Genomic DNA, 23,253 nt, shown 5'->3' on the forward strand with positions numbered 1-23,253 from the left:
TCCGGACAGGTGCGTCCATTCGGTGGGTTTACCGCGCGTTCGGGTATTCGCGCCGGACCGCATCCGTATCGCGGGAAGGCACCGAAGACACACGCGCCGAGCGATCGAGACCACGACGAGAGGATCCGGAATGCGCCGCACCCAGGCGAAGGCTCGCTCTGCGGCCCCGCCACCCCTCTCGCACCTGAGGGACGCCCCCGTTTCCGCTCGCAGTCAGGGGGTGGACGGCGCCGCCGTACTGGTCAACCCCGAGGAAGTGGACGCGGACGTGCCGGCCGCGATCCGGCAGGCACTGGAGGAGGTGCTCGCCGGACGTCTCACCCGGGCCGGCGTGCTCGATTCCCGCTTCGCGGAGGAACTGGCCGGGCGCGTCGCACGCTTCACCCGGGACGGTGGCAAGCGCATCCGCTCGCAGCTGCTGTGGTGGTCGATGCGTGCCTGCGGCGGGAGCGACAAGGCGACGGCCGCGGCCGCCCTGCGGATCGGTGCGGCGCTCGAGCTGCTGCAGACCTGTGCCCTGGTCCACGACGACGTGATGGACGGATCAGCTCTGCGGCGCGGCCGCCCGGCGCTGCACGCACAGGTGCGCGACGCCTGCGGCGGTGCGGTGCCCGCGTCGCGGGCGGCCCGTTTCGGGGAGGTGGCCGCGGTCCTGGCCGGGGACCTTGCGCTGGCATGGGCGGACGACGTGGTGGCGGACACTCCGCTGGCCCCGTGGACGGTCGCGGTGGTGCGCGAGGTGTGGAGCGACATGCGCACCGAGATGGTCGCGGGGCAGTACCTCGACCTGCACGGCCAGCTGACCGGGTCGCGTTCCCCCTCGCAGGCGCTGCGCGCCGCTCACCTCAAGAGCGCCCTGTACTCGGTCGAGCGGCCCCTCGCGCTGGGCGCGGCGGTGGCGGGCGCGGACGGGCGGACCATGCGGGCGCTGTGCTCGGCGGGCCGCTGTGTGGGCATGGCGTTCCAGCTGCGCGACGACCTCGGGGACGCCTTCGGCGATCCCCTGCACACCGGCAAGTGCTCCGGCGGGGACATCCGCGAGGGCAAGCCGACGTATCTGGCCGCGCTGGCGGTGGCGCGCGCCGAAGCCGCAGCCGACCGGCCGGCCCTGGAAGTGCTGCAACGCTCCCTCGGCAACCCGGACCTGACCGATGCAGGGCTCGACGAGGTGCGGGAGGTACTGGTGGGAACGGGCGCCCGCGCGGCCGTCGAAGCGAAGATCGAGCGGCTTTCGGCGCAGGGGCTCCGGCACTTCGACGGTGCCGTCCTCGACGCGTACCCGGCGGACCGGCTGCGCCGGTTGCTGACCACGCTGGCCACATCCCCCGCCGCTGGCCTGCCGCCCGCCCCCTCACAGCCCGCTGCCGCCACCCGCTCCGACACGTGCGAGGGCGGCCGATGACCCGCACCGTGCCGGGCCGCACCGACCACGTGGTGGTCGTCGGCGCGGGTCTGTCCGGCCTGTCGGCGGCCCTGCACCTGCTGGGGGCGGGGCGCCGGGTCACCGTCGTCGAAAGGGAGGGCCTGCCCGGGGGAAGGGCGGGGCGGCTCGACAGGGGCGGATACCGGATCGACACCGGCCCGACCGTGCTGACGATGCCCGACCTCGCCGACGAGGCCTTCGCCGCGGTCGGTGACAGCCTGCACCGACGGGTGGAGCTGGTTGCGCTGCACCCGGCCTACCGAGCGTCGTTCGCGGACGGCAGCACCCTGGACGTGCACACCGACGGCGAGGCGATGGCCGCGGAGGTCGAACGGTTCGCCGGAGCCGGCGAGGCGGCGGGCTACCGGCGGCTGCGCGGCTGGCTGGAGCGCATCCACCGGGCGCAGATGAACCGCTTCATCGACGCGAACTTCGACTCCCCCCTGGACCTGCTGACCGGCGACCTCGCCCGGCTGGCGGCACTCGGCGGATTCGGCCGGCTCGACCGGCGCATCGCCGGCTTCCTCAAGGACGAGCGGCTGCAGCGGGTCTTCACCTTCCAGGCGCTGTACGCGGGCGTGCCGCCGGCCCGCGCGCTGGCCGCCTACGCCGTCATCGCCTACATGGACACGGTGGCCGGGGTGTACTTCCCGCGCGGCGGCATGCACGCCCTGCCCCGGGCCATGGCGGACGCCGCCACCGCCGCGGGCGCCCAACTGCGCTACGGAGAGCCGGTCACCAGGCTCGAGCGCCGCGGCGAACGGATTACCGCCGTCATCACCGCCCAGGACCGCATCCCCTGCGATGCGGTCGTCCTCACCCCCGACCTGCCCGTCACCTACCGGCTTCTCGGCCGCCGGCCCCGCAGGCCGGTGCGGCTACGGCACTCACCATCCGCCGTCGTCCTGCACGCCGGCACGGACCGCACCTGGCCGCAGCTGGCCCACCACACCATCTCCTTCGGTGCCGCCTGGCGGACCACCTTCGACGAACTCACCCGGCACGGCAGTCTGATGAGCGACCCGTCGCTCCTCATCACCCGCCCCACGGCCACCGATCCCTCGCTCGCCCCGCCCGGCCGCCACCTCCACTACATCCTCGCCCCCTGCCCCAACACCGAGATCGGGCCCGACGGCGCCGCCTGGGCCGGCCTCGGCCCGCGTTACCGCGACGGCCTGCTGCGCGAGCTGGAACGACGCGGCCTCGACGGGATCGAGGCGGCCATCGAGGACGAGTCGCTCGTCACCCCCGCGCACTGGCTCGACCAGGGCCACGCCGCGGGCACCCCCTTCTCGGCCGCCCACACCTTCCTGCAGACGGGCCCCTTCCGCCCCCGCAACCTCGTACGGGGCACCGCAAACGCCGTCCTGGCCGGCTGCGGCACCACCCCCGGCGTCGGCGTGCCGACCACCCTGGTGTCGGGGAAGCTGGCGGCGGCCCGCATCACCGGCGGCGCCCGCCGCAGCCGGCCCGCGACCCGAGGAGCCGCCCGGTGACCGAACGCGAACTCGACGCCGCGGGGATCACCGACCCGGCACTCCGGGCGGCCTACCGCCGCTGCCGCGCCCTCAACGCAGCCCACGGCCGCACCTACTTCCTGGCCACCCGCCTCCTGCCGGCCGAACGCAGACCCGCCGTCCACGCCCTCTACGGATTCGCCCGCTGGGCCGACGACATCGTCGACTCGACGCACCCCGGGACGGACGAATCCCGGCGCGGGGCACGACTGGCCGCACTGCAAAGACGCCTGGACGAAGGACTGCGGCACGGCAGCAGCGAACCGGTGGTGGCGGCCCTCGCCGACACCGCGCGCCGCTATGCCATCGACCACGGCCTCTTCCGGGACTTCATGGCCGCGATGCGGTCCGACCTGGTGGTGACCGACTACCCCACCTACGCCGACCTGCGCCGCTACATGCACGGCTCGGCCGCCGTGATCGGCCTGCAGATGCTCCCCGTGCTGGGCACCGTGGTGCCCAGGGAGGAAGCCGCACCCCACGCGGCAGCCCTCGGCATCGCCTTCCAGCTCACCAACTTCCTGCGCGACGTCGGCGAGGACCTCGACCGCGGGCGCGTCTACCTGCCGGCCGACCTGCTCGCCGGCCACGGCGTCGACCGGGAGCTGCTGCACTGGTGCCGCACCCACGGCCGCCAGGACCCTCGCGTGCTCGCCGCGCTGAAGGAGTTCGAGGCGCTCACCCGCGGCGTCTACCGCGAGGCACAGCCCGGCCTCGCCCTCCTCGATCCGGTCTCCCGGCCCTGCATCCGTACCGCGTACGTGCTCTACGGGAGCATCCTGGACGCCGTCCGACGCCAGGACTACCCGGTGCTCCACCGCCGCGCCGTGGTTCCCCGGCGCCGGCGGGCCGCGGTCGCCGCGGGCGCCCTGGCGCAGGTCCTCACGCTCAGGCTTCGCCCCCGCCGGGATCCCGCGCCCCCTGCGCCGCCCGCAACTGCACGGGAGGCGGATCCGGTCCGGCCGGTATCGGAGGAGGTCTCGTGACTCCCGACCCCTCCGCACGGCGCGCCCGGCTGCCGCTCTCGCTGCGCCGCCGACCCGTCCCTTGGGACCGGCAGCGACCGACCTGGCGCGACGCGAAGCCGGGCCTCATCGCGCAAGCTCTCCAGCAGGCCCGGGCCCGCCCGTCAGGGAACTGGTACGTCGTCGGCGCATCCGCCTCCCTCCGCGACGATCGCCCCCTGGCCCGCACCATCGCCGGCCGGGAAGTCGTGCTCTGGCGCGGCACCGACGGCCGGATCCACGCCGGACCCGGAGCATGCCCCCATCTCGGAGCACCGCTTGCCGACAGCCCCGTTCGGTGCGGAACGCTGGTCTGCCACTGGCACGGACTCGCCCTGAACGGCACACCGTTCGCGGGCTGGGAACCCCTGCCCGCCCACGACGACGGCATCCTCCTGTGGGTACGGCTCGACGAACTCGGCGGGGAAGAACCCCTGGACGCGCCCGTCGTACCGGCCCGGCCGGCCCCCTCCCGCGGCCTGACCACGGTCTACGAAGACACGGGGCTGTGCGAGCCCGAGGACATCGTCGCCAATCGCCTGGATCCCTGGCACGGAGCATGGTTCCACCCGTACTCCTTCGTCGACCTGACCGTCGCCGACCCACCCGACCGGGACGGGACACAGGAGGGCTTCACCGTCGACGTCTCCTTCAAGGTGGCCGGCCGACTGGTGGTGCCGGTGCGGGCGGTCTTCACCGCTCCCGAACCACGCACTGTCGTCATGCACATCACCGAAGGCGAAGGCATCGGATCCGTCGTCGAAACCCACGCCACCCCTCTCGGACCCGATGAACTGGGCCGTCCGCGCACCGTGGTGACCGAGGCCGTCGTGGCCGTCTCCGACCGGCCGGGCTTCGCGCTGGCACGCTGGGCCGCACCGGCACTGCGCCCGGTGATGCGCAGTGCGGCAGCCCGGCTGTGGCGGGACGACCTCGCCTACGCCGAGCGCCGCTGGCAGCTGCGCTCCACGGGACGCTTCCCGGGGTGAACCGGGATCGCGGGCACGGGGGGCGGGGCTGAGGAGCTGTGCCAGCCTCCACTCGTCTGGCCTGCTGCCGGGGTCAGGCGGTAGCGGGTTCGGGCCTGCGCAGTTCTGCCTGGCCGAAGAGGAGGGCGTAGCCGCCGGGGAGCCGGCGCAGGATGCGGGCGAGGAGGTCGGGTCCGGCGAGGCGGGCGGTGACGGCGAGTACGGCGCCGGTGTCCCAGCGGGCGACGGCCGGTGTCGTGCCGGTGCGTTCGGCCAGGTCCTTGACGAAGCCCCAGCCGGTGAGTTGTCCGGTTGTGGGGATCTGGGCGGTGAGGGTGAGGGCGGCCTCGACGGGCAGGCACTGGGCGAGGTCGACGCGTTCCTCGCCGGTGAGCTGGCGGCCGAGGGCGGCCAGGACGGCGTGGACGGCTTCTTCGGCGCGTTCGCGGGTGGGATGGGCGCCTTCGTAGCGCACGCGTTCCAGCATCTGATCGAACGTCATGGCCGCCTGGGACGGGTTCGCTCGAGGCTGGTCGTACATGGATTCGGTTGCCCTTTCTGTTCGGAGGGTCAGGCGGGCCGGGGGTGGCCGAAGAGGAGGTCGTAGCCGGGCGGGAGCTGGAGCAGGATCTTGCGGGTGAGGGCGTCTCCTGCCGCGGCGGCGACGGTGGAGAGGACCGCGCCGATGTCCCACAGGGCGGTCTTCTCGGTGGCGCCCTCGATCCAGGCCGCGGTCGCGCGGACGAACCGCTCGGGTGAGAGCGGTTCCGCCGCCGGCAACGGGTTCAGCAGGATGAGGGCGCAGGTCTCGGGGAGCCGGGCTGCGAGCTCGGCCCGTACGGTGCCCACGAGGTGTGCACCCAGCAGGGCCAGAACGACGCGGGCAACGCGATCGGCTTCTTCCGTGGTCTCGTACTCGCCGCGTTCCTGGACGTGGGCCAGGAACGACTCCCTGCGCATGGACATCACGTCACCTCGGGGAACGGGTGAAGGGCGACGGGGTGCGGAGGGCGGGGCACCGGGGGGAATCGGATCCTTCCCGCCCTCCGCTGCCGGCTGCTACTGGAGGATTCAGCCGGAGATCTGCTTGTGGCCGGAGCCGCTGATGCTGATCTTGCGGGGCTTGGCGCGCTCGGCGATCGGGATGCGCAGGGTCAGGACACCTGCGTCGTAGTCGGCCTCGATCCGCTCGGTGTCGAGGGTGTCGGCCAGCATGACCTGGCGGGAGAAGACACCCAGCGGTCGCTCGGAGAGCTCCACCTTCACCGAGTCGGCCTGCGTGACCGGGCGGCGCTCCGCCCTGACGGTCAGCATGTTCCGCTCGACGTCGATGTCGACCGCGTCGGGGCTCACCCCGGGCAGGTCGAAGGCGATCACGTACACGTCGCCTTCGCGGTAGGCGTCCATCGGCATGACCGACGGCTTGGACCAGGTCCCCGACGTACCCGACAGCTGCTGGACGATCCGGTCCATCTCGCGGAACGGGTCGGTGCGCATCAACATCGCGAAACACCTCCAGTTGGTTCAGGCAGGAACTGCCAATGCGCTTCAACGTGCCACTGTTGTAGCATGTCATCGAAACGATGACAAGCGGGATGTCGCCTGATGGATGACGAGCCTCTGGAGGCGCCGTGAACGAGACCTCACCCCCCGTCCCACCGGTCCTGGCCGCCGAGGCCGCCGCGGCGCTGGAGACCATCCACCAAGCCGTCGAAGGCGCGCACCGGCCTCCCGCCGACGCCGGCGGGCCTGCCGCAGCGGACTCGGACGCCGGTCCGGAGCAGGCCCTCGCCGCACTCCGGATGCTCCGCGAGGTGCGTGAGAGGCTCAGCGGCTGGGAGAGCGTCCTGGTCGAAACGGCCCGCGCCAGGGGCGCCAGCTGGGCCGACCTGGCGGAGCCGCTCGGGGTCGCCAGCCGCCAGGCCGCCGAACGCCGCTACCTCCGCCTGCGCCCCGGCGCCGCAGGGAGCACCGGCGAACAGCGCGTGCAGGCCACCCGCGACGCCCGGGCCGCCGACCGCACCGTCACCGCCTGGGCCCGAGACAACGCGGCCGACCTGCGGCGCCTCGCCGGCGAAGTCACCTCCCTCACCGGCCTGCCGCCGGGCGCCGAGGAAGCCGTGGGCGCCCTCAACCAGGCCCTCGGCGCCGACGACGCCGCAGGCCTCATCGGCCCCCTGGCCGGCACCAGACCCCACCTGGGAACCGGCGACAGCGAACTCGCCGACCGCATCGACGCCATGACCCGCCACACCGACCGGCTCCGCCAGGACAGCAACGACCAGCGCAACCCCTGACCCGCCCGCGACCCGGCCACGACGCACGGGCCGCCGCCCGAGGAGGTAACCCCGTGTCCGACTCCTACCGCCCCGACCGACCCGGCGAGGAGAGCGGTACACCGCCCGCTGTCGAGATCCTCGGGCGCACGGCCGTCGTACGGCCCGCTGGCGAGATCGACATCGACACCGCGCCGTCGCTCGGCCGCGCTCTCACACACGCACTCGGCTTCGTCGCCATGTCCCGGGCCGACCGCGTCGTGGCCGACTGCAGCCGCGTCACCTTCTGCGACTCCTCCGGGCTCAACGCACTCATCGCCGCACGGCTGCAAGCGGTCGAGGCCGGCACCACCCTCCACCTGGCGAACCCCGCTCCCCAGTTGCAACGCCTGCTGCAGATGACCGGCGCGGCTCCCCTCTTCCCCCGGCAAGACCCCGCCTGACCCGGTGCGGCCCCAACCCTCCGGCAGGCCCCACCGGGGAACACCGCCGACGACGGCGACGGACCGGGACGGCCGCCGCACGTGGAGGTCTGCAGGCTCCCTGCTGCGTCACGACGACCGGCCCGGCCACTTCCCGGCTACCCCGGTACAGCCCGCACGCACATCCGATCCGTGCACGACGGCCACAACGGACTCGACCACCGACATGACGCTGGCCTGTTGCTCCCCCGCGCGGGGGAGCAACAGGCCAGGGATCGTGACCAGCGGCGTGGCGTTCGGTGCCGGGCTACCAGCGGTACCAGCGGCCGCTGCTGCCCTTGGGGCGGGCGACGAAGCCGATGAGCCACAGGACCAGCACCGCCAGAGCGATCCACCAGAGGATCTTCGCGGCGAAGCCGGCACCGAACAGGATCAGGACGAGGAGCAGGACGAGAAGCAGGGGAACCATGGTTATCAACCTCCGCAGCACCGCCTGCCCTGGCGCCGCTCGGCCATGCACATGACTTTTACGCGTTACTTACCTGCGCAGGCGGGCAGCAGTGAGCGCGCCCGCGGCGCGACGGACGCGCCCCGGGAAGGGGCTCGGGAGACCGGATCACGCGTCCTCGGGACGGGGGTTTGCGGCCGGCGATCGGGAGCAGGAGAGCGGTCACGACCAAGCCGGTACAGCAACGAGGAGGTCCCCGATGTCGGGTACGGAGAAGAGCAAGGCGCACGCCGAGCAGGCCAAGGGCAAGGTCAAGGAGACCGTCGGGCGGGCCGTCGGCAACGAGCGGATGACCGCCGAGGGCGAGGCCGAGCAGGCGAAGGGCAAGGCCCGCCACGCCAAGGAGGACGTCAAGGACGCCTTCCGCCCCTGACGGCAGCGGGACGCACCTGACAACAGCGGCCGGGCCCCGACCTCTCCACAGGTCGGGGCCCAACCGCATCTCCGGCGAACTGCTGAGCGGTGTCGTCGCAAGGCGGCAGCGCTGGCCACCCACTGCAATCCGAGCAGTGCTCCAGGCACCGCGCAGATCCGCACACCAGACGTCCCGCCAAATAGTCGGAGCCGACACGCCGGCTGTGCTTCGACCCCGGGACCTCCTTCGATGGTCCGATGGACCTTCAGGCCTCTGACGGCCGCCTGGGCAGTGGTCCGGCTCTTGCAACGGCATGGAGCCGGGCTGTGCCTCCTGTCTCCATGTCGGCTGGTACTTGCCCCCCTCAGGAGACCGTCCGCGGGCTCCACGGGACGTCGGCTGCCCCGTACCGCAACGGCCGGAGCTCGTTGCAGCCCTGTCGGATCCAGCCGTTGCGCGCCGCGTGAAGGGCCATCTGGAAGCGCGTCACCGATCCTGCACGGGCGTTGATCGCCTCCACGTGGCGGGACAGCGTCCGGCGGCTGATGCCGAGGAGCTCGGCGATGGTGTCGTCGGTGACCCCCGTGGCCAGCAGTTCCGGAATGCGCCGGTGGACCGGCTGCAGGCCGTAAGTCGCGCGGTCGTCCAGGTGCATCGGGAGCGCCGCCCGCCATGAGGTCTCGGACAGTCCTGCGAGGGGGGCGGCCCTGGGCTATGCCTGCTGCTTGGTGTCGATCTCGGCGATCAGGTCCTCGATGAGGGTCTTGATCTCGTCGCGGATGGGGCGTACGGCTTCGACGCCCTGGCCGGCGGGGTCTTCGAGCTGCCAGTCGAGGTAGGTCTTGCCGGGGAAGTACGGGCAGGCGTCGCCGCAGCCCATGGTGATGATGTAGTCGGAGGCCTGGGCGGCTTCAGGGGTGAGGACCTTGGGGGTCTGGTCGGAGATGTCGATGCCGAGCTCGGCCATCGCGGCGACGGCGGAGGGGTTGATCCGGTCGCCCGGCACCGATCCGGCGGAGCGGACCTCGACGCGGTCGCCGGCGAGGTGGCGCAGGAAGCCTGCGGCCATCTGTGAGCGCCCGGCGTTGTGGATGCAGACGAACAGCACGGACGCGAGCGGGGAGGGGGACATCGGCTCTTCCTTCGGGAGCGGGGCGGACCGTCGGTGCGCCGACAGGGGCGCGCCGCACATCGGCCAAACAGTTCAGCCCAGGCTGGCATCAGCCTTGGGTGATGTGACAGTATCAGCGCATGCTGACGTCAGTCGACACTGAACTGATCCGGGTGCTGGCCGACCCGCTCCGGCTCAAGATCGTGACTCTCCTCGCGCAGGAGACGCTGTGCACCACGCATCTCGTGGAGGAGACGGGTGCGAAGCAGACGAACCTGTCCAACCACATGAAGGTGCTGCGCGAGGCCGGGGTCGTGGACACGGAACCGTGCGGGAGGTTCATCTACTACCGGCTGCGCCCGGATGTCCTGGAAGCGCTCGCCGGCCAGTTCGCCGACCTCGCCCGGACCGCGCGTGCCACCGCCGAGGCGAACCTCAAGCGGTCCTGCCCCTGACCCTCCGCGTCCTGCCGCGCCTGCCCGAGGAGAACTCCGTCTTGACCGCCACCGAACCCGTCCCGAGCGGCGCCATATCCGCCGCTCCGGCGCCGCAGCCCGCACCGGGCGCGACCCCTCCGCGCAAGCCGCTCCTCGCCCGCGCGGCCGCCGAGCTGGTCGGGACTGCCGCTCTGGTCGCGATCGTGGTCGGCTCCGGCATCCAGGCCACCGCGCTGACCGACGACGTCGCCCTGCAGCTGCTGGCCAACTCCACCGCCACCGTCTTCGGCCTCGGCGTCCTGATCGTGCTGCTCGGCCCGGTCTCCGGCGCACACTTCAACCCGGCCGTCAGCCTCGCCGAGTGGTGGACTGCCCGCCGCGGTGGCGCCGGGGTGACCGGCCGAGAGCTCGCCGTGTACGTCCCTGCCCAGATCGCCGGTGCGATCGCGGGCGCCATCCTGGCCGACGCCATGTTCGGGGCGCCGCTGGTGAAGTGGTCCAGCCACGACCGCTCCGCGGGCAACCTGCTCCTCGGCGAGGTCGTGGCGACCGCGGGCCTGATCCTGCTGATCTTCGGCCTGGCCAAGTCGGACCGGCTGCGCTTCGCCCCGGTTGCCGTGGCCTCCTACATCGGCGCCGCGTACTGGTTCACCTCCTCCACCTCCTTCGCCAACCCCGCCGTCACCATCGGCCGCGCGTTCACGGACACCTTCGCGGGCATCGCCCCCGGCTCGGTGCCCGCCTTCATCGGCATGCAGCTGCTCGGCGCAGTCGTGGGCCTGGCCCTGGTGGCGGTCATCTTCATGCCCGGTGAGACCGGCAGCGGACGGCCCGCCGCGTGACGCAGCGCACGGATGTCGTGGTGATCGGCGGCGGCCAGTCCGGGCTCGCCGCCGGCTACCACCTGCGCCGTCTGGGCATCGAGCACGTCATCCTCGACGCCCAGGCGGTGCCCGGCGGGGCCTGGCAGCACATGTGGGACTCGCTCCGTCTGTTCTCGCCGGCCGCCCACTCCTCCCTGCCCGGCCGCCTCATGCCCATCCAGGAAGGCCAGACCTATCCGGACGCCGAGCACGTGGTCGCCTACCTGGCCGACTACGAGAAGCGCTACGCACTCCCCGTCCAGCACGGGGTGCGGGTGGACGGGGTCCACGACGAGGGCACGCTGCTGCGTGTGGAGAGCGGCTCCGGTACCTGGCGGGCCCGCGCGGTCGTCAGTGCGACCGGCACGTGGACGCGGCCCTTCGTGCCCGCGGTCGAGGGCCGACGCGAGTTCACCGGCCGACAGCTCCACACCATCCGGTACGCCGGCCCGGCCGAGTTCGCCGGGCAGCGCGTGATCGTGGTCGGCGGCGGCAACTCGGGCGCGCAGATCGCCGCCGACCTCACCGGCCACGCACACCTGACGTGGGTGACGCAGCGCCCGCCGCGCTACCTCGCCGACGACATCGACGGCCGCGCCCTCTTCGACGTGGCCACCGCCCGCCGCCGCGCCCTGGACGAAGGCCGTACCGACACCGGCGGCGTCGCCTCCCTCGGAGACATCGTCGCCGTGCCTCCGGTCCGCGCCGCCCGCGACGCCGGACTCCTGGCAGCCCGCGCCATGTTCACCCGACTCACCGCGACGGGCGCCCAGTGGGCGGACGGCACCCATCAGGGCGCCGACGCAGTCATCTGGGCGACCGGCTTCCGCCCCGCCCTCGCCCACGTCGCCGACCTGCGCCTGCGCGGCACCCGCGGGCGCATCGCCACCACCGGCACCCGCGCCACCGAGGACCCGCGGCTGCACTTCGTCGGGTACGGCGACTGGACCGGCCCGGCATCCGCCACCCTGATCGGGGTGGGTCGTACCGCCCGCGAAGCCGCCCGTGAGATCCGCGACCTGCTCGTCTGAGCCGGCCGGCCGTGTCAGGCGGTGGCCACGGTCGCGGCGTCCACCCAGCGGGCCGGGACACTGAGCGCGGCCAGCTGCTCCAGCGCTTCGTGCTGGGGCAGGTCCGGCAGGCCGTCGGCGTGGCTGTTGGGGTTGCGGATGGCGGCGAAGGAGCCTTCGGCGAAGGCTGACGCGCCGCGGTGGAGGCTGCGGTAGGTGTCGCTGCCGTCGTCGTCCATCAACCGCAGACGGGGCTGGCCGGCCCTGGGGTCGTCCTGGGAGAACGCCGGCTGGAACAGCCGCCTCTCACTCGCGTCCTTGCGGCCCAGCTTGTTCTGCGTCTCGGCGTTGACCTTCCGGGCGGCCGCTGTGACGGCTTCACGGAAGTGCCCGCTCTGCCACAGCGGCCGCGCACCCACCCTCCCACGCCCAGGGACGCATCGCCGCCGCGTTCAGGTCCGGGGCGTCATCGCCGAGCCGGGCACGGACTTCGGTGTCGCGTTCGAGGACGGCCTCGGCCCGCTGGGCGGCTTCCCGGTGTCGGCACCATCGGTTGACGCGGCTGTCCGGTGTCTCCGTGCGCCAGCGGGGCAGGACACGGTCCAGGATCTGCTCGACAACCTGCGCACTGGCAGCACTGTCCTTCTGCTCCCCGCGGTTGGACATGCGGGAGGTGATGAAGGTGACCCCTGGAGGGTCCGGCGGGTGGTACAGCGTGGTCAGCTCCAGGAACCGGGCCAGCTCCGCGCGGACCCATGCGATGTCTGCAATGGGAATGGCCATGGCCGAATCCTGCCCCCGCTCCCACTGCTCCGGAGGCAGAATTCCCAGATCAGTTCACATAACCACGGTGCTGCGGCGCTCCAGCAGGACCACATCTCGCCATGCGCCGTGATGGCGGCCGATGCGTTCGCGGGTGCCGATGACGCGGAAGCCCGCCCGCTCGTGGAGGGCGAGGCTGGCGGTGTTCTCGGGGAAGATCCCGGACTGGATCGTCCAGATCCCGGCCGCCTCGGTGGAGGCGATCAGCGCCTCCAGCAGCCCGCGGGCGACGCCGCGGCCGCGGGCGCCGGGGTGGACGTAGACGGAGTGCTCGACCACGCCCGCATACGCGCACCGGTCCGAGACGGCGCTCGCCGCCACCCACCCCAGCACCCGCCCGTCGGGGCCGAGGGCGACGAACCGGTGGCCGGGCAGCTTGGCCTTGTCGAACGCCGCCCACTCCGGGGCCCGCGCCTCGAAGGTGGCGTTGCCCTCGTCGATCCCGGCCTGGTAGATCGCCAGAACCTGCCCGGCGTGCTCGGGCAGCAGCGCCCCGATCCGCACTGCGCTCATGCGGAGACGCCGCCTGCGGCGCCGGACAGGAGCGCGCCCATCGCGGCGAGGACAGCCGGCTCGACCCGGTAGTACACCCACGTGCCGCGGCGCTCGGACGACAGCAGTCCGGCCTCCTTGAGCTTCTTGAGGTGGTGGGACACGGTCGGCTGGGAGACACCGACGTCGGAGATGTCGCACACACACGCCTCTCCGCCCTCGTGGGAGGCGACGGCGGAGAACAGACGCAGGCGGACCGGGTCGCCGAGGGCCTTGAACATCTTCGCCGCGACCTCGGCCTCGTCCGCGGACATGGGGCGCTCGTTCAGCGGCGGGCAGCACGCGACGACGTCGGGCTCCAGCAGCGGCAGAACCTTCACATTCGACATGTATCTATGTTGACACATGTCGAATCAGTCGGGTAGGTCGGGCTCACTGGCGGGCTCGGGCGAGGTGTGCGGCGAGGCGACGGGCCGCCCGGCTCGCGTCCCGGCCCACCCCGCGCAGGCTGTTCGAGGACAGGCTGCGCTGCCACTCCAACCCCACGAACGCGAGCCCCGGGTGGGCGAGGGAGGCGCCGTCGCGGTGGCGGGGGCGCCCGGCGGAGTCCAGCGCGCCGTCCAGGCGGGCGAGGTAGGGCAGGTGGGGCCGGTATCCGGTCGCGAGGATCACCGCGTCCGCCTTCTCCGCCGTCCCGTCCGCCCAGGTGACCGTGTCGCCGTCGAGGCCGGTGAAGACCGGTCGGCGCTCGGGCAGGCCCGCCGCGAGCGCAGCACGGTAGCGGCCGTCGTCGAGGACGGGCTGGGACGGCGGGGTGCGCAGCAGGCGGCCGAGCGGGGCGCCGTCCAACCCCGTGCCGGTCAGCCAGAAGTGCAGGTCCCTGCCCAGCAGGTGCTGGCGGGCGAACTTCACCGGCGCCCGGGTGGCAAGGGTGGTGCGGCTGGTGCGGGCCAGTTCGGCGGCGACCTGGACCGCGGAGTTGCCTGCCCCGACCACCACGACCCGCCGACCCTCGAATGCGTCGGGGGTGTGGTAGTCGGCGACATGCAGGACCTGGCCGGTGAAGGACTCCAGGCCCGGCAGTGCCGGCCGGTGGGGGTTGCCGAAGCTCCCCGACGCCGCCACCACGGCGCCGGCCGTGAGGCCGGCTCCGGCCTCCAGGTCGATCCTGAAGTGGCCTTTCTCGGCTGCTACCTCGGCCACCCGGGTGCCGGTGCGGATCTGGGCGTCCAGGCGGGCGGCGTAGCGGTCCAGGTAGCCGGCGACCTCGTCGCGGTGCGGGTAGCGGTCCGGATCCCCGCCGAAGGGCAGGCCGGGCAGAGAGCTGAACCGGGCCGGCGAGAACAGGGTCAGGCTGTCGTAGTAGTGCGGCCATGAGCCGACCGCCCACCCCGACGCCTCCAGAACCACCGGCTTCAGCCCCGCTGCGGCCAGTGCGTGCGCGGCCGCCAGCCCTGCCTGCCCGCCCCCGATGACGACGGCTTCCACGTGCTCCATCGCAACCCCCAAGGATTAGATAAACGTCTATGTTGACGCCTATCGATACAGGTGCCATGCTGATCACGCAAGCCATAGACAAACATCGAAACACCAGGAGTCGTCATGAACGAGCAGATCACCCCCACCACCCCCGACCGCACCGAGCCGGCGGCCTCCTGTTGCGGCCCCGCCCCCGTCCAGCCTGACGCCGAGGCGGCCCCAGCCCAGTCCTCACCGTGCTGCGGCACCCGCGAGGACGCGCAAGCGGCCGGCACCTGCTGCGGCCCGCAGGCCAAGCGCGCGGCCGCCGCCGCCGGCGCCCGCTGCTGCTGAACTCCACCAACATCCACCCCGCTGCCGCTGAACACCGGAGACACGTCATGAGCGAGACCACCACCGAACTGCCCGTCGTCGTGATCGGGGCCGGCCCCGCCGGCCTGGCCGCCGCCGCCCACCTCCGCGAGCGCGGCCTGGACTTCCTCGTCCTCGAATCCGGCCCCCACGCCGGGACCGCGACCCGCCAGTGGTCGCACGTGCGCCTGTTCTCCACCTGGGGTGAAGTCGTCGACCCGGCCGCCGAGAAGCTCCTCGCACCGACCGGCTGGGTGAAGCCCGACCCGGCCACCTACCCCACCGGCGGCGACTGGGCCGCCCGCTACCTCCAGCCCCTCGCCGAAGCCCTCGGCGACCGAGTCCGCTACGGCACCCGCGTCACCGGCGTCTCCCGGGCGGGCCGGGACCGCATCGTCGACGCCGACCGCGACGCCCAGCCGTTCGTGGTGCACACCGAAACAGGCGACGGCCGCGAGGAACGGCTCTTCGCCCGCGCCGTCATCGACGCCTCCGGCACCTGGTCCACCCCCAGCCCCGCCGGCGCCAGCGGCCTCGCCGCCCTCGGCGAGAAGACGGCCGCCGACCGGATCACCTACCGCGTCCCCGATCTGGCCGACCCCGCCGTCCGGGCCCGGTACGCAGGCAGGCGCACCGCCGTCATCGGCTCAGGTGCCTCCGCCTTCACCGCTCTCGCCTACCTCGCCGACCTCGCCAAGACCGGCGACGGAGCAGGCACGCACGCCACGTGGATCCTGCGCCGCGGGATCTCCGGCTCCACCTTCGGCGGTGGCGCAGCCGACCAGCTGCCCGCCCGCGGGGCCCTCGGCCTGGCCGCGAAGGCAGCCGTGGACGGCGGCTACGCGGACGCCGTCACCGGCTTCCGCACCGACGCCTTCGAGCGGGACCACGACGGCCGCCTGATCCTGGTCGGCGAGGACGGCCGCCGCCTGGACGCGGTGGACGAGGTGATCGTGCTGACCGGCTTCCGCCCCGACCTGACCTTCCTGGACGAACTCCGCCTCGGCCTCGACGAACGCCTCCAGGCCCCCCTCGCTCTCGCGCCGCTGATCGACCCCAACCAGCACTCCTGCGGCACCGTCTACCCCCACGGCCAGGCCGAGCTCTCCCACCCCGAGAAGGACCTCTACCTCGTCGGCATGAAGTCCTACGGCCGCGCCCCGACCTTCCTCGCCATGACCGGCTACGAGCAGGTCCGCTCCATCGCCGCCCACCTCGCCGGCGACCACGAGGCCGCCGAACGCGTCGAACTCACCCTCCCCGAAACCGGCGTCTGCGGCGGCGCCGGACTCTTCGACCAGCCCGAGACCGCGGAGCCGAGCGACGGCGGCTGCTGCGCGGCCCCGGCCACCCTCACCATCGGCGCCCCCGCCGCGGTCTCCTCCGGCGGCTGCTGACGGTGCCGAACACCAAGGCCAGCGTGACCGCGACCGGGACGGGGGTCCGGTCGCGGCCACGTGCCGTCCTGCCCGCCCTCTGCATCACGCAGATCACCAGCTGGGGCGTCCTCTACTACGCCTTCCCCGTCCTCAACCCCACCATCACCCACGCCACCGGCTGGCCCGCCAGCCTGACCACGGCCGCATTCTCCGCCGCACTCATCGTCTCCGCGGCCGTCGGCATCTACGTCGGCCGCGTCCTGGACCACCACGGCCCCCGCGCCGTCATGACGGCCGGCTCCGTCCTGGGCCCGCTCAGCCTCCTCATCGTGGCCGCCGCCCCCAACCTCGCCGTGTTCACCACCGGATGGCTCCTGGCCGGCGCGTCCATGGCCGCCACCTTCTACCCGCCCGCCTTCGCCGCCCTCACCCGCTGGTGGTCCCCCGACCACATCCGCGCCCTGACCGTCGTCACCCTCGCCGGGGGACTGGCCTCCACCGTCTTCGCACCCCTGACCGCCGTCCTCGCCGGCCACTACTCCTGGCGCACCACCTACGCCGTCCTCGCCGCGATCCTCGCCGCCCTCACCATCCCCACCCACGCCCTCGCCCTCCGCGCCCCCTGGCCACCAGCTTCCGACGCCGGCACTCACCCACCGGCCACGGGGCCGGACCCCGCCGTACGCAGCCGGGCGTTCTGGATGCTCGCCGCGACCTTCACCCTGTCCGCGTTCGCGATGTACGCCGCCGTCATCACCCTCGTCCCGCTCTTCCTCGAACGCGGCTACACCACCACCCAAGCCGCCTGGGCTCTCGGCCTCGGCGGCGCCGGACAAACCCTCGGCCGCACCCTCTACGCCACCCTCGCCCGCCACACCGGCACCATCACCCGCACCGCCACCCTCGTCGGCCTCGGCGGACTCACCACCGCAGCCCTCGCCTTCACCCCCAGCCCATACGCCCTCCTCGTCGTGCTGTCCGTGCTGGCAGGCATCGTCCGCGGCAACCTGACCCTCCTCCAGGCCACCGCCGTCACCGACCGCTGGGGCACCGCCCACTACGGCCGGCTCTCCGGACTCCTCGGCGCACCCGCCCACGCAGCAGCAGCCCTCGCCCCCTTCGCCGGAGCACTGCTGGCCGCTCCGCTCGGCGGCTACGCGTCCCTCTTCGTCCTGCTGTCCGCGATCGCCACCGCCGGAGCCATCACAGCCCTGGCCACCACTCCCAGACCGCCAGGCCGGAGCCCGTAGCCGGCTGCGTGGGTCGCTTGTGGTCTCCGTCGTATCCCGCGGTCTCGGCGTCTTTGAGGAGCCGGGCGTACGGTTGCCACGGGTACGTGCGCATGGCCGATTTCCCACAGCTGAGACAGCCGTGGCTGCGGCGGGGCGGGAGGGGGGAGAGACGTGGCCGTAGGTGATTCTGCCCGAGAGGATCACGCGGAAGCGGCCCGGGGACGGCGCGTCCGCCGTTCGATGCTGCGGGGTGCGGTCGGTGGGCTGTTGGCTGTCGCCGGGGTCGGGCTCTCGTTCGGCCACGCGCTGTGCGGAGAGCTGGGTGCCCACCTGGTCGGCGCCGTGCGCGCCGCACTCGCCGCCCGCGTGCCCGAGCCTTCGCCCTGATCCCCTCAACTCCCTGCAAGCCGCGGAGCCCTTACACCGGGTCAGTGTTCCGCTGTTGTGCCGTGCTCGAGCCGGTTCGTCTCGATCTCGGCCCATACGGCCTTGCCGTCCCCGTACGTGTGTGTGCCCCAGCGATCGGACAGGCGCTCCACTATGTACAGGCCGCGGCCGCCCGGGATGCCGGGTCGGGGCGCCGGGTGGCGGACGGGAAGGGCTGTCGTGCCGTCGTGGACCTCGATGCGCAGGGTCGCTCCGGCGGCGGTCAGGACGAGTTCGCGGCAGCCGTTGGAGTGCAGAGAGGCGTTGGTGAGCAGTTCGGACACGAGGAGCAGGGTGTCCTCGGAGGTCTCGGTCCCGTCCCAGCCCCAGTCCTGAAGCGCTTGGCGTGTGAAGTCGCGCCCCTTGGCCACATGCCGGGGCACACCTGCCAGGGCGAGCCGACGACGCTGCCTCCTGGGGTGTGAACGAGAGCCAAATGTGTCGTCAGAGCCTGCTTCCCTACTCTGCCCCATGGCTCCGCTGCCGTGCTCACCCAAGGATCCTGAAGCCGGCAACGAGCCCGTGTCACGGCACGTAGCGGGTGCAGGAGGCACGGTGGCGCGTTCCAGCCGGCGCGGGAAGGCCGAAAGCAGAGCCGATGGTGTCAGCGGTGCCAGAGCTGTCTCGCGGCGGGGTGATCGCTGGGGAGAACGGGGGACGATGATGTCTCCGGTGGTGGGGAGACAGACCTGTTCGCAGGCCGGGTGGGTCGCCGGTCGCAGTCCACGGCGCGCCGGGTTCCTCGGTGGGGACGTCATGGTGGGGTCCTAGGCAGTGATCATGCCGGCGCGCAGGCGCGTCAGGGTGCGGGAGAGGAGACGGGAGACCTGCATCTGCGAGATGCCCAGTTCGGCACCGATCTCGGCCTGCGTCTTGTCCTGGCCGAAGCGCATCGCCAGGATGCGCCGGTCGCGTTCGTCGAGTTCCGCCAGCAGGGGTGCGAGGGTGTGGAACTCCTCGAAGAGCTCCATGGCGGGGTCGGCCTCGCCGAGACGTTCCGCCAGCGGCCGGGCTGCCCGGTTCGCGGTGGACTGCGCGTCGTCGTCGGCACCCGCGGTGTCGAGGGAGCCGCTGGTGTAGCCGTTCGCAGCCACCAGGCCGTCGATGACCTCGTCCTCGGTCAGCTCCAGGTGCTGGGCGATCTCCTTGACCGTCGGCGCCCGGCCCAGGACATCGGTCAGGGTCTCCTGCGCCTTGGCGAGTTCGGTGCGGAGCTCCTGCAGCCGGCGGGGCACGTGCACGGCCCAGGTGGTGTCGCGGAAGTACCGCTTGATCTCCCCGGTGATGTAGGGGAGGGCGAGCGTGGAGAACTCGACCTCGCGGTCGAGGTCGTAGCGGTCGATGGCCTTGATCAGGCCGATGGTCCCGACCTGGATGATGTCGTCCATGTCCAGGCCGCCGCCCATCACGCGGGCCCGGAAGCGCCGCGCCGCGAACTGGACGAGGGAGAGGTTCATCTCGATCAGGGTGTTACGGGTGTACTGGTACTCACGCGTTCCCTCCTCCAAGGACCGCAGCCGCCGGAAGAAGTGACGGGACAGCTCACGGGCATCGGAGGGCGCCATCTCACGAGCGCTACCCGGCAGGACCGGCTCCAGCTCCTGCGTCGACGCTCCCGCAACGCCCGTAACCTGCGCGTCTTCTGCCTGAGTGAGGCCTATGACGGTGGCCGTGTGTGTCATGACGACCGCTCCCTCCCGGTTGACCAACGGCTGTCCGACCCCGTCTGCCCAGGCCCCGCAGTTCCATGCCCCCTTCCAGTCAATCGGTTTGCCCCCGTCCAGGCCCAGCACCACCTCGGCCGGCGCCCGGACGAGAATTCCTTGTCCAGGCCGATCAGCACCCGCCCGCGGCCGGGGCCGCCACCGTAGCTCTCTACGATGAGTGGGTTGTCAGTGCACGCTCCACGCGGAGGAATCTCAAGGGTGTTCTCGGTGCAGGTCATGCAGCAGGCGCGCGGTGCGGTCATCGCGCTGCGCGGGGAGCTCGATTTCGACAGCGTGGTTCAGTTGCACGAGGCCGGCGACGAGGAAGCCGCGCGGGGGCCGGGCGCGGGCGTGGTGGTGGTCGACTGTGCCGGCCTGACGTTCTGCGACTCTTCCGGTATCGGTGCGCTGCTGCGGCTCTACCACCAGTTGGCCGGGAAGGAACGGGTGCTGCGTCTGGCGGCCGTGCCCTCTTCGGTGGCCCGCCTGTTCTCAGTGACAGGGCTGGACCAGATCTTCTCCGTGTACACCGATGCCGATCAGGCGCTGGCCGCGGACGGAAGCGGGCATGACAGGGTGGCCGCCGGCGCGGACGACGCGGCACCGCAGAGGGAGAGGCAGAACACATGAAGCGCGTAGCGGGGCCCGGTGTCCCCCAGCCTGCCGGGCCGGCGGGCACGCGCACCGTGGGCCCCGCAGACCCCGACCAGGATCTGCGGGCCCTGTTCGGGCAGTCCTCCGCCATCTTCGCCTCCCTCGCTGGCCCCGCTCACATGGTGGAGACGGCGAACGAGGCCTTCTTCGAAACGATCGGCGGGCCCGAGCGCGCCCGCACCGGCCTGCCGCTGGGGCAGCTGATGCCCGAACTCGCCGAGCAGGGCTTCATCACGCTCCTGGACCGCGTCTACCGCACCGGCGAGCCCTCCACCGCCCGCGAGGCCCGGGTACTGCTGGGTGTCGGAGCCGGCGCGCGGGAGGGCTTCTTCGACTTCTCCTACGAGCCCCGCCTGGACGCAGGGGGCAACGTCATGGGGGTCCGGGTGATCGGGGTGGAGTCCACCCAGGTCAAGCAGGCCCAGCGGCTGACGGCCGAACACCGGGTGCTGCTGGAGCAGATCGCCCGTCAGGCGCCCCTGGCCGACGTGCTGGACGGCATGGCCCGGGCCATCGAGGACCTCGCCCCCGACGAGGTCTTCGTCTCCGTGCTGCTGGCCGATACCGACGGCCGCCACCTGCGCCACGGTGCCGCGCCCAGCCTGCCCGACTTCTACAACCAGGCCATCGACGGCATCGCCACCGGCGAGGGCGTCGGCTCCTGCGGCACCGCTGCCCACCGGCGGCACCCGGTGATCGTCAGCGACATCCGTACCGACCCGTTCTGGGACGACTTCCGTGACCTGGCCGACAAGGCCGGGTTGGCCGCCTGCTGGTCCACCCCGATCCTGGCCCGCGACGGCGGCTTGCTGGGCACTTTCGCCATGTACCACCGCATCCCGCGTGCCCCGCAGGACGCCGACCTTGCCCTCGCCCGGGTCTTCGCCGACACCGCTGCCCTGGCCATCGAACGTCACCACGCCGAACAGGCACGCACGACGGCCGAGTCCCGGGAGAAGGCCGCCCGCGACGACGTCGCCTTCCTGCTGGAGGCCAGCACTGTCCTGTCCTCCGATCTGGACACCACCCAGATCCTGACCCGTCTGGCAGCCTCCTGCGTACCCAGACTCGCCCCCTTGTGCGCGGTCGACGTCATCGAGAGCGGGCGGGTACGCCGTGTGGCGGCCGCTGCCCCCACTCAGCGTGACCAGGACCTGCTGGCCTCGCACATCCCGGTCTACGACGCCGATGACGACGCCGTAGCCCGCGTCCTGGCCTCCGCCACCAGCGAGGTCGCCCGCCGCACCCCCACCGGACCCGGCCCCTGGCACGACCTGGGCGTCACCGGCTACCTGTGTGTCCCACTGGTCGACCGGGGACGTGCCTTCGCCACCGTGACCCTTCTGTCCACCGGCGAGTACAGCTTCGACGGGCACACCGTCGCCCTGGCCGAAGAACTCGCCCGCCGTGCCGCCTCCGCCGCACGCAACGCCCGCCAGTACACCCACCGCCACACCCTCGCCCGCGACCTCCAGGCCGGCCTGCTCCTGCCCGACCTGCCCCAGGTGCCCGGCGCGGACGTCGCCACCTACTACCACCCCGCCGGCGAAGGCCTCGACGTCGGCGGCGACTTCTACGACGTCTTCCCCCTGGACGACGGCCGCTGGGCCTTCATGCTCGGCGACGTCTGCGGCCGCGGCGCCATCGCCGCCACCACCACCGCCCTGGTCCGCCACACTGCCCGCGCCGTGGCCCCCCTGCTCCCCGGTCCCGAAGACGTCGTCAAAGCCGTCAACCGGGCCCTGACCAACCGTCCCGGCAGCCACGGCACCGGCTTCGTCACCCTCGTCTACGGCCAGCTCACCCCCACCCCCACCGGGCTGGACATCGAACTCGTACGCGCCGGCCACACCCCGCCCCTCCACCTCGACGCCCACCGCACCGCCCGCGCCGTCGACGCCCAGGGGATCCTGCTCGGCATCGGCTCCGACCCACACGTCACGCCCCTCCGCCTGCACCTGCACCCCCACGAGAGCCTCCTCCTCTACACCGACGGCATCACCGAGGCACGCCGCCGGGACGGCGCGATGTTCGACGACCAGCGCCTCTTCGACGCCGTGAGCAGCGCCCCCGAACGGCCCACCGCGCAGGACATCATCGACGCGCTGACCCAAGCCGTCCGCACCTTCACCGCAGGCGACACCATCGACGACGACCAAGCCATCCTCGTACTGACCGCAACCACGCCCCCGACGGGGCCGGCCGCGCCATCGGCACGACCGAAGGCCGCCACCGTCACGGAAGGCCGATGAGGCCCCACCGTTCGTGGAGGCGCCGGGGAAGGCACCCCGCCCTCGCCGAAGGGGTCAGTGCCGCCCGCGCCGTCGAGGCATGGGATGCAGGCCCGGTGCAGCCGTTGGCGAAGGCTGGGGGTCCGCCACCGGTTTCGCTATCGGCGGCGTATACGGAGTGTTCAGGGGATCAGAATGAGTCGACGTATAAATAGCTTGATGAGTTCCAGGCGCAGTACATCTGCGGCGCACTGATAGGTTGTATCGGATACCTGCTCGCAGGCGCATCTCAGGGCGACTCGACTATATCTGTAGGTTTACAGGCAGGCGCTGGCGTGATTGTCGGCCTTGCTGTCGTGGCAGCTAGGCGGAGACTGAGGAGGCCTGGCTCCCGCCATCGGGACTAACTCGACCCGTTTCTACGATGACGGTCCGCCAGGAATCCGGCGGACCGTCTTCTCGGCTTCCCTGTTCGATCAAATCCTTCCCGCAGCCATGCCCCCCAGGGCGTCTGAGTCCGGGCCTCTGGCCGCGATGTCCACAGCGATTCCAGAGGCCAAGACGCCGAATCCAGTGGTGCAGAGCGC

At 72.4% G+C, this 23,253-nt stretch carries 28 protein-coding genes; 15 read left to right on the plus strand and 13 right to left on the minus strand.

Annotation, left to right across the window (positions count from 1 at the left end):
• Positions 1–130 precede the first annotated feature (130 nt).
• The 4 genes from ACPU2J_RS30865 to ACPU2J_RS30880 are packed head-to-tail and all read left to right on the plus strand — an operon-like array spanning position 131 to position 4,933.
• Entirely contained in the window at positions 131–1,402 is a 1,272-nt protein-coding gene (locus tag ACPU2J_RS30865; RefSeq protein WP_423834519.1) for a polyprenyl synthetase family protein, read from the plus strand.
• A complete protein-coding gene (crtI, locus tag ACPU2J_RS30870) occupies positions 1,399–2,919 on the plus strand; it encodes a phytoene desaturase family protein (RefSeq protein WP_420078675.1) in 1,521 nt (506 codons plus the stop codon). The genes ACPU2J_RS30865 and crtI overlap by 4 nt, the downstream gene beginning before the upstream one ends.
• The gene (locus ACPU2J_RS30875) at positions 2,916–3,926 is read left to right on the plus strand and encodes a phytoene/squalene synthase family protein (RefSeq protein WP_420078674.1); all 1,011 of its coding nucleotides are present in this window, start codon (positions 2,916–2,918) and stop codon (positions 3,924–3,926) included. Before crtI ends, ACPU2J_RS30875 begins: the two co-directional genes overlap by 4 nt.
• Positions 3,923–4,933 (plus strand): DUF5914 domain-containing protein, encoded by a 1,011-nt coding sequence (locus ACPU2J_RS30880; RefSeq protein WP_423834520.1) that lies wholly within the window; start codon positions 3,923–3,925, stop codon positions 4,931–4,933. The genes ACPU2J_RS30875 and ACPU2J_RS30880 overlap by 4 nt, the downstream gene beginning before the upstream one ends.
• A gap of 73 nt (positions 4,934–5,006) precedes the next feature.
• Here the strand turns inward: ACPU2J_RS30880 and ACPU2J_RS30885 are convergent, their stop codons facing one another.
• The 3 genes from ACPU2J_RS30885 to ACPU2J_RS30895 all read right to left on the minus strand — a co-directional run bounded on the left by ACPU2J_RS30885 (position 5,007) and on the right by ACPU2J_RS30895 (position 6,415).
• Complete coding sequence (locus ACPU2J_RS30885) at positions 5,007–5,453, minus strand: DUF2267 domain-containing protein (RefSeq protein WP_420078672.1); 447 nt, start codon at positions 5,451–5,453, stop codon at positions 5,007–5,009.
• Positions 5,454–5,482: 29 nt separating this feature from the next.
• Complete coding sequence (locus tag ACPU2J_RS30890; RefSeq protein WP_423834521.1) at positions 5,483–5,878, minus strand: DUF2267 domain-containing protein; 396 nt, start codon at positions 5,876–5,878, stop codon at positions 5,483–5,485.
• 105 nt (positions 5,879–5,983) lie between these two features.
• Entirely contained in the window at positions 5,984–6,415 is a 432-nt protein-coding gene (locus ACPU2J_RS30895; RefSeq protein WP_420078670.1) for an Hsp20/alpha crystallin family protein, read from the minus strand.
• Positions 6,416–6,543: 128 nt separating this feature from the next.
• Here ACPU2J_RS30895 and ACPU2J_RS30900 point away from each other — a divergent pair, with 128 nt between their 5' ends.
• Positions 6,544–7,209, plus strand: coding sequence for an HSP18 transcriptional regulator (locus ACPU2J_RS30900; RefSeq protein ID WP_420078669.1), 666 nt, complete (start codon positions 6,544–6,546; stop codon positions 7,207–7,209).
• Between the two features lie 53 nt (positions 7,210–7,262).
• A complete protein-coding gene (locus ACPU2J_RS30905) occupies positions 7,263–7,631 on the plus strand; it encodes an STAS domain-containing protein (protein ID WP_423834522.1) in 369 nt (122 codons plus the stop codon).
• Positions 7,632–7,917: 286 nt separating this feature from the next.
• On the opposite strand, the gene ACPU2J_RS30910 is transcribed toward ACPU2J_RS30905, so the two are convergent.
• Complete coding sequence (locus ACPU2J_RS30910; protein WP_365490720.1) at positions 7,918–8,079, minus strand: hydrophobic protein; 162 nt, start codon at positions 8,077–8,079, stop codon at positions 7,918–7,920.
• A 238-nt stretch (positions 8,080–8,317) separates the two neighbouring features.
• On the opposite strand from ACPU2J_RS30910, the gene ACPU2J_RS30915 reads away from it, so the two are divergent.
• Positions 8,318–8,491, plus strand: coding sequence for a CsbD family protein (locus ACPU2J_RS30915; protein ID WP_420078268.1), 174 nt, complete (start codon positions 8,318–8,320; stop codon positions 8,489–8,491).
• Positions 8,492–8,837: 346 nt separating this feature from the next.
• Here ACPU2J_RS30915 and ACPU2J_RS30920 read toward each other — a convergent pair whose 3' ends face one another.
• Both ACPU2J_RS30920 and ACPU2J_RS30925 read right to left on the minus strand, forming a co-directional pair.
• Positions 8,838–9,128: a helix-turn-helix domain-containing protein gene (locus tag ACPU2J_RS30920; protein ID WP_423834523.1), complete on the minus strand. Its 291-nt coding sequence runs from the start codon at positions 9,126–9,128 to the stop codon at positions 8,838–8,840.
• 57 nt (positions 9,129–9,185) lie between these two features.
• Positions 9,186–9,605: an arsenate reductase ArsC gene (locus ACPU2J_RS30925; protein ID WP_399821456.1), complete on the minus strand. Its 420-nt coding sequence runs from the start codon at positions 9,603–9,605 to the stop codon at positions 9,186–9,188.
• A gap of 119 nt (positions 9,606–9,724) precedes the next feature.
• Between ACPU2J_RS30925 and ACPU2J_RS30930 the strand changes: the two genes are divergently transcribed.
• Genes ACPU2J_RS30930 through ACPU2J_RS30940 form a run of 3 tightly spaced genes read left to right on the plus strand, consistent with a single transcriptional unit; the run spans position 9,725 to position 11,915 of the window.
• The gene (locus tag ACPU2J_RS30930; protein WP_399821458.1) at positions 9,725–10,039 is read left to right on the plus strand and encodes an ArsR/SmtB family transcription factor; all 315 of its coding nucleotides are present in this window, start codon (positions 9,725–9,727) and stop codon (positions 10,037–10,039) included.
• A gap of 41 nt (positions 10,040–10,080) precedes the next feature.
• A complete protein-coding gene (locus tag ACPU2J_RS30935; RefSeq protein ID WP_420078666.1) occupies positions 10,081–10,863 on the plus strand; it encodes an aquaporin in 783 nt (260 codons plus the stop codon).
• Positions 10,860–11,915, plus strand: a complete 1,056-nt coding sequence (locus ACPU2J_RS30940; protein WP_420078665.1) for an ArsO family NAD(P)H-dependent flavin-containing monooxygenase — start codon at positions 10,860–10,862, stop codon at positions 11,913–11,915. The genes ACPU2J_RS30935 and ACPU2J_RS30940 overlap by 4 nt, the downstream gene beginning before the upstream one ends.
• A 14-nt stretch (positions 11,916–11,929) precedes the next feature.
• Here the strand turns inward: ACPU2J_RS30940 and ACPU2J_RS30945 are convergent, their stop codons facing one another.
• The 5 genes from ACPU2J_RS30945 to ACPU2J_RS30965 are packed head-to-tail and all read right to left on the minus strand — an operon-like array spanning position 11,930 to position 14,705.
• Positions 11,930–12,313, minus strand: coding sequence for a TIGR02391 family protein (locus ACPU2J_RS30945; RefSeq protein WP_423834524.1), 384 nt, complete (start codon positions 12,311–12,313; stop codon positions 11,930–11,932).
• Entirely contained in the window at positions 12,273–12,677 is a 405-nt protein-coding gene (locus tag ACPU2J_RS30950) for a hypothetical protein (RefSeq protein ID WP_423834525.1), read from the minus strand. The genes ACPU2J_RS30945 and ACPU2J_RS30950 overlap by 41 nt, the downstream gene beginning before the upstream one ends.
• A 54-nt stretch (positions 12,678–12,731) precedes the next feature.
• The gene (locus ACPU2J_RS30955) at positions 12,732–13,229 is read right to left on the minus strand and encodes a GNAT family N-acetyltransferase (protein ID WP_420078662.1); all 498 of its coding nucleotides are present in this window, start codon (positions 13,227–13,229) and stop codon (positions 12,732–12,734) included.
• Positions 13,226–13,597, minus strand: a complete 372-nt coding sequence (locus ACPU2J_RS30960) for an ArsR/SmtB family transcription factor (RefSeq protein ID WP_420078661.1) — start codon at positions 13,595–13,597, stop codon at positions 13,226–13,228. The genes ACPU2J_RS30955 and ACPU2J_RS30960 overlap by 4 nt, the downstream gene beginning before the upstream one ends.
• Before the next feature lie 43 nt (positions 13,598–13,640).
• Positions 13,641–14,705 carry a flavin-containing monooxygenase gene (locus ACPU2J_RS30965; protein WP_423834526.1) on the minus strand — a complete coding sequence of 355 codons (1,065 nt, stop codon included), beginning with the start codon at positions 14,703–14,705 and terminating at the stop codon, positions 13,641–13,643.
• A gap of 105 nt (positions 14,706–14,810) precedes the next feature.
• On the opposite strand from ACPU2J_RS30965, the gene ACPU2J_RS30970 reads away from it, so the two are divergent.
• The 3 genes from ACPU2J_RS30970 to ACPU2J_RS30980 are packed head-to-tail and all read left to right on the plus strand — an operon-like array spanning position 14,811 to position 17,667.
• The gene (locus ACPU2J_RS30970; protein ID WP_423834527.1) at positions 14,811–15,020 is read left to right on the plus strand and encodes a hypothetical protein; all 210 of its coding nucleotides are present in this window, start codon (positions 14,811–14,813) and stop codon (positions 15,018–15,020) included.
• A gap of 47 nt (positions 15,021–15,067) precedes the next feature.
• Complete coding sequence (locus ACPU2J_RS30975) at positions 15,068–16,435, plus strand: FAD-dependent oxidoreductase (RefSeq protein ID WP_423834528.1); 1,368 nt, start codon at positions 15,068–15,070, stop codon at positions 16,433–16,435.
• Positions 16,432–17,667, plus strand: a complete 1,236-nt coding sequence (locus tag ACPU2J_RS30980) for an MFS transporter (RefSeq protein ID WP_423835029.1) — start codon at positions 16,432–16,434, stop codon at positions 17,665–17,667. Before ACPU2J_RS30975 ends, ACPU2J_RS30980 begins: the two co-directional genes overlap by 4 nt.
• A 410-nt stretch (positions 17,668–18,077) precedes the next feature.
• Here the strand turns inward: ACPU2J_RS30980 and ACPU2J_RS30985 are convergent, their stop codons facing one another.
• A complete protein-coding gene (locus tag ACPU2J_RS30985; protein WP_423834529.1) occupies positions 18,078–18,446 on the minus strand; it encodes an ATP-binding protein in 369 nt (122 codons plus the stop codon).
• 396 nt (positions 18,447–18,842) lie between these two features.
• Entirely contained in the window at positions 18,843–19,757 is a 915-nt protein-coding gene (locus ACPU2J_RS30990; RefSeq protein WP_423834530.1) for a SigB/SigF/SigG family RNA polymerase sigma factor, read from the minus strand.
• A 243-nt stretch (positions 19,758–20,000) separates the two neighbouring features.
• Between ACPU2J_RS30990 and ACPU2J_RS30995 the strand changes: the two genes are divergently transcribed.
• Both ACPU2J_RS30995 and ACPU2J_RS31000 read left to right on the plus strand, forming a co-directional pair.
• Positions 20,001–20,411, plus strand: coding sequence for an STAS domain-containing protein (locus tag ACPU2J_RS30995; RefSeq protein WP_423834531.1), 411 nt, complete (start codon positions 20,001–20,003; stop codon positions 20,409–20,411).
• Positions 20,408–22,687, plus strand: coding sequence for a SpoIIE family protein phosphatase (locus ACPU2J_RS31000; protein WP_423834532.1), 2,280 nt, complete (start codon positions 20,408–20,410; stop codon positions 22,685–22,687). The genes ACPU2J_RS30995 and ACPU2J_RS31000 overlap by 4 nt, the downstream gene beginning before the upstream one ends.
• The last annotated feature ends 566 nt before the right edge of the window (positions 22,688–23,253 follow it).

This window comes from Streptomyces manipurensis, assembly GCF_049570255.1.
In the GTDB taxonomy this organism is placed as follows: Bacteria; Actinomycetota; Actinomycetes; order Streptomycetales; family Streptomycetaceae; genus Streptomyces; species Streptomyces manipurensis.

Bases quoted from the DNA above. Each gene is read 5' to 3' on its own strand.
- ACPU2J_RS30925 (WP_399821456.1), bottom strand. From the start codon at position 9,605: ATGTCCCCCTCCCCGCTCGCGTCCGTGCTGTTCGTCTGCATCCACAAC.
- ACPU2J_RS30990 (WP_423834530.1), bottom strand. From the start codon at position 19,757: ATGACACACACGGCCACCGTCATAGGCCTCACTCAGGCAGAAGACGCG.
- ACPU2J_RS30960 (WP_420078661.1), bottom strand. From the start codon at position 13,597: ATGTCGAATGTGAAGGTTCTGCCGCTGCTGGAGCCCGACGTCGTCGCG.
- ACPU2J_RS30895 (WP_420078670.1), bottom strand. From the start codon at position 6,415: ATGTTGATGCGCACCGACCCGTTCCGCGAGATGGACCGGATCGTCCAG.
- crtI (WP_420078675.1), top strand. From the start codon at position 1,399: ATGACCCGCACCGTGCCGGGCCGCACCGACCACGTGGTGGTCGTCGGC.
- ACPU2J_RS30915 (WP_420078268.1), top strand. From the start codon at position 8,318: ATGTCGGGTACGGAGAAGAGCAAGGCGCACGCCGAGCAGGCCAAGGGC.
- ACPU2J_RS30885 (WP_420078672.1), bottom strand. From the start codon at position 5,453: ATGTACGACCAGCCTCGAGCGAACCCGTCCCAGGCGGCCATGACGTTC.
- ACPU2J_RS30920 (WP_423834523.1), bottom strand. From the start codon at position 9,128: ATGCACCTGGACGACCGCGCGACTTACGGCCTGCAGCCGGTCCACCGG.
- ACPU2J_RS30950 (WP_423834525.1), bottom strand. From the start codon at position 12,677: ATGGCCATTCCCATTGCAGACATCGCATGGGTCCGCGCGGAGCTGGCC.
- ACPU2J_RS30865 (WP_423834519.1), top strand. From the start codon at position 131: ATGCGCCGCACCCAGGCGAAGGCTCGCTCTGCGGCCCCGCCACCCCTC.
- ACPU2J_RS30970 (WP_423834527.1), top strand. From the start codon at position 14,811: ATGAACGAGCAGATCACCCCCACCACCCCCGACCGCACCGAGCCGGCG.
- ACPU2J_RS30955 (WP_420078662.1), bottom strand. From the start codon at position 13,229: ATGAGCGCAGTGCGGATCGGGGCGCTGCTGCCCGAGCACGCCGGGCAG.
- ACPU2J_RS30975 (WP_423834528.1), top strand. From the start codon at position 15,068: ATGAGCGAGACCACCACCGAACTGCCCGTCGTCGTGATCGGGGCCGGC.
- ACPU2J_RS30910 (WP_365490720.1), bottom strand. From the start codon at position 8,079: ATGGTTCCCCTGCTTCTCGTCCTGCTCCTCGTCCTGATCCTGTTCGGT.
- ACPU2J_RS31000 (WP_423834532.1), top strand. From the start codon at position 20,408: ATGAAGCGCGTAGCGGGGCCCGGTGTCCCCCAGCCTGCCGGGCCGGCG.
- ACPU2J_RS30965 (WP_423834526.1), bottom strand. From the start codon at position 14,705: ATGGAGCACGTGGAAGCCGTCGTCATCGGGGGCGGGCAGGCAGGGCTG.
- ACPU2J_RS30890 (WP_423834521.1), bottom strand. From the start codon at position 5,878: ATGTCCATGCGCAGGGAGTCGTTCCTGGCCCACGTCCAGGAACGCGGC.
- ACPU2J_RS30930 (WP_399821458.1), top strand. From the start codon at position 9,725: ATGCTGACGTCAGTCGACACTGAACTGATCCGGGTGCTGGCCGACCCG.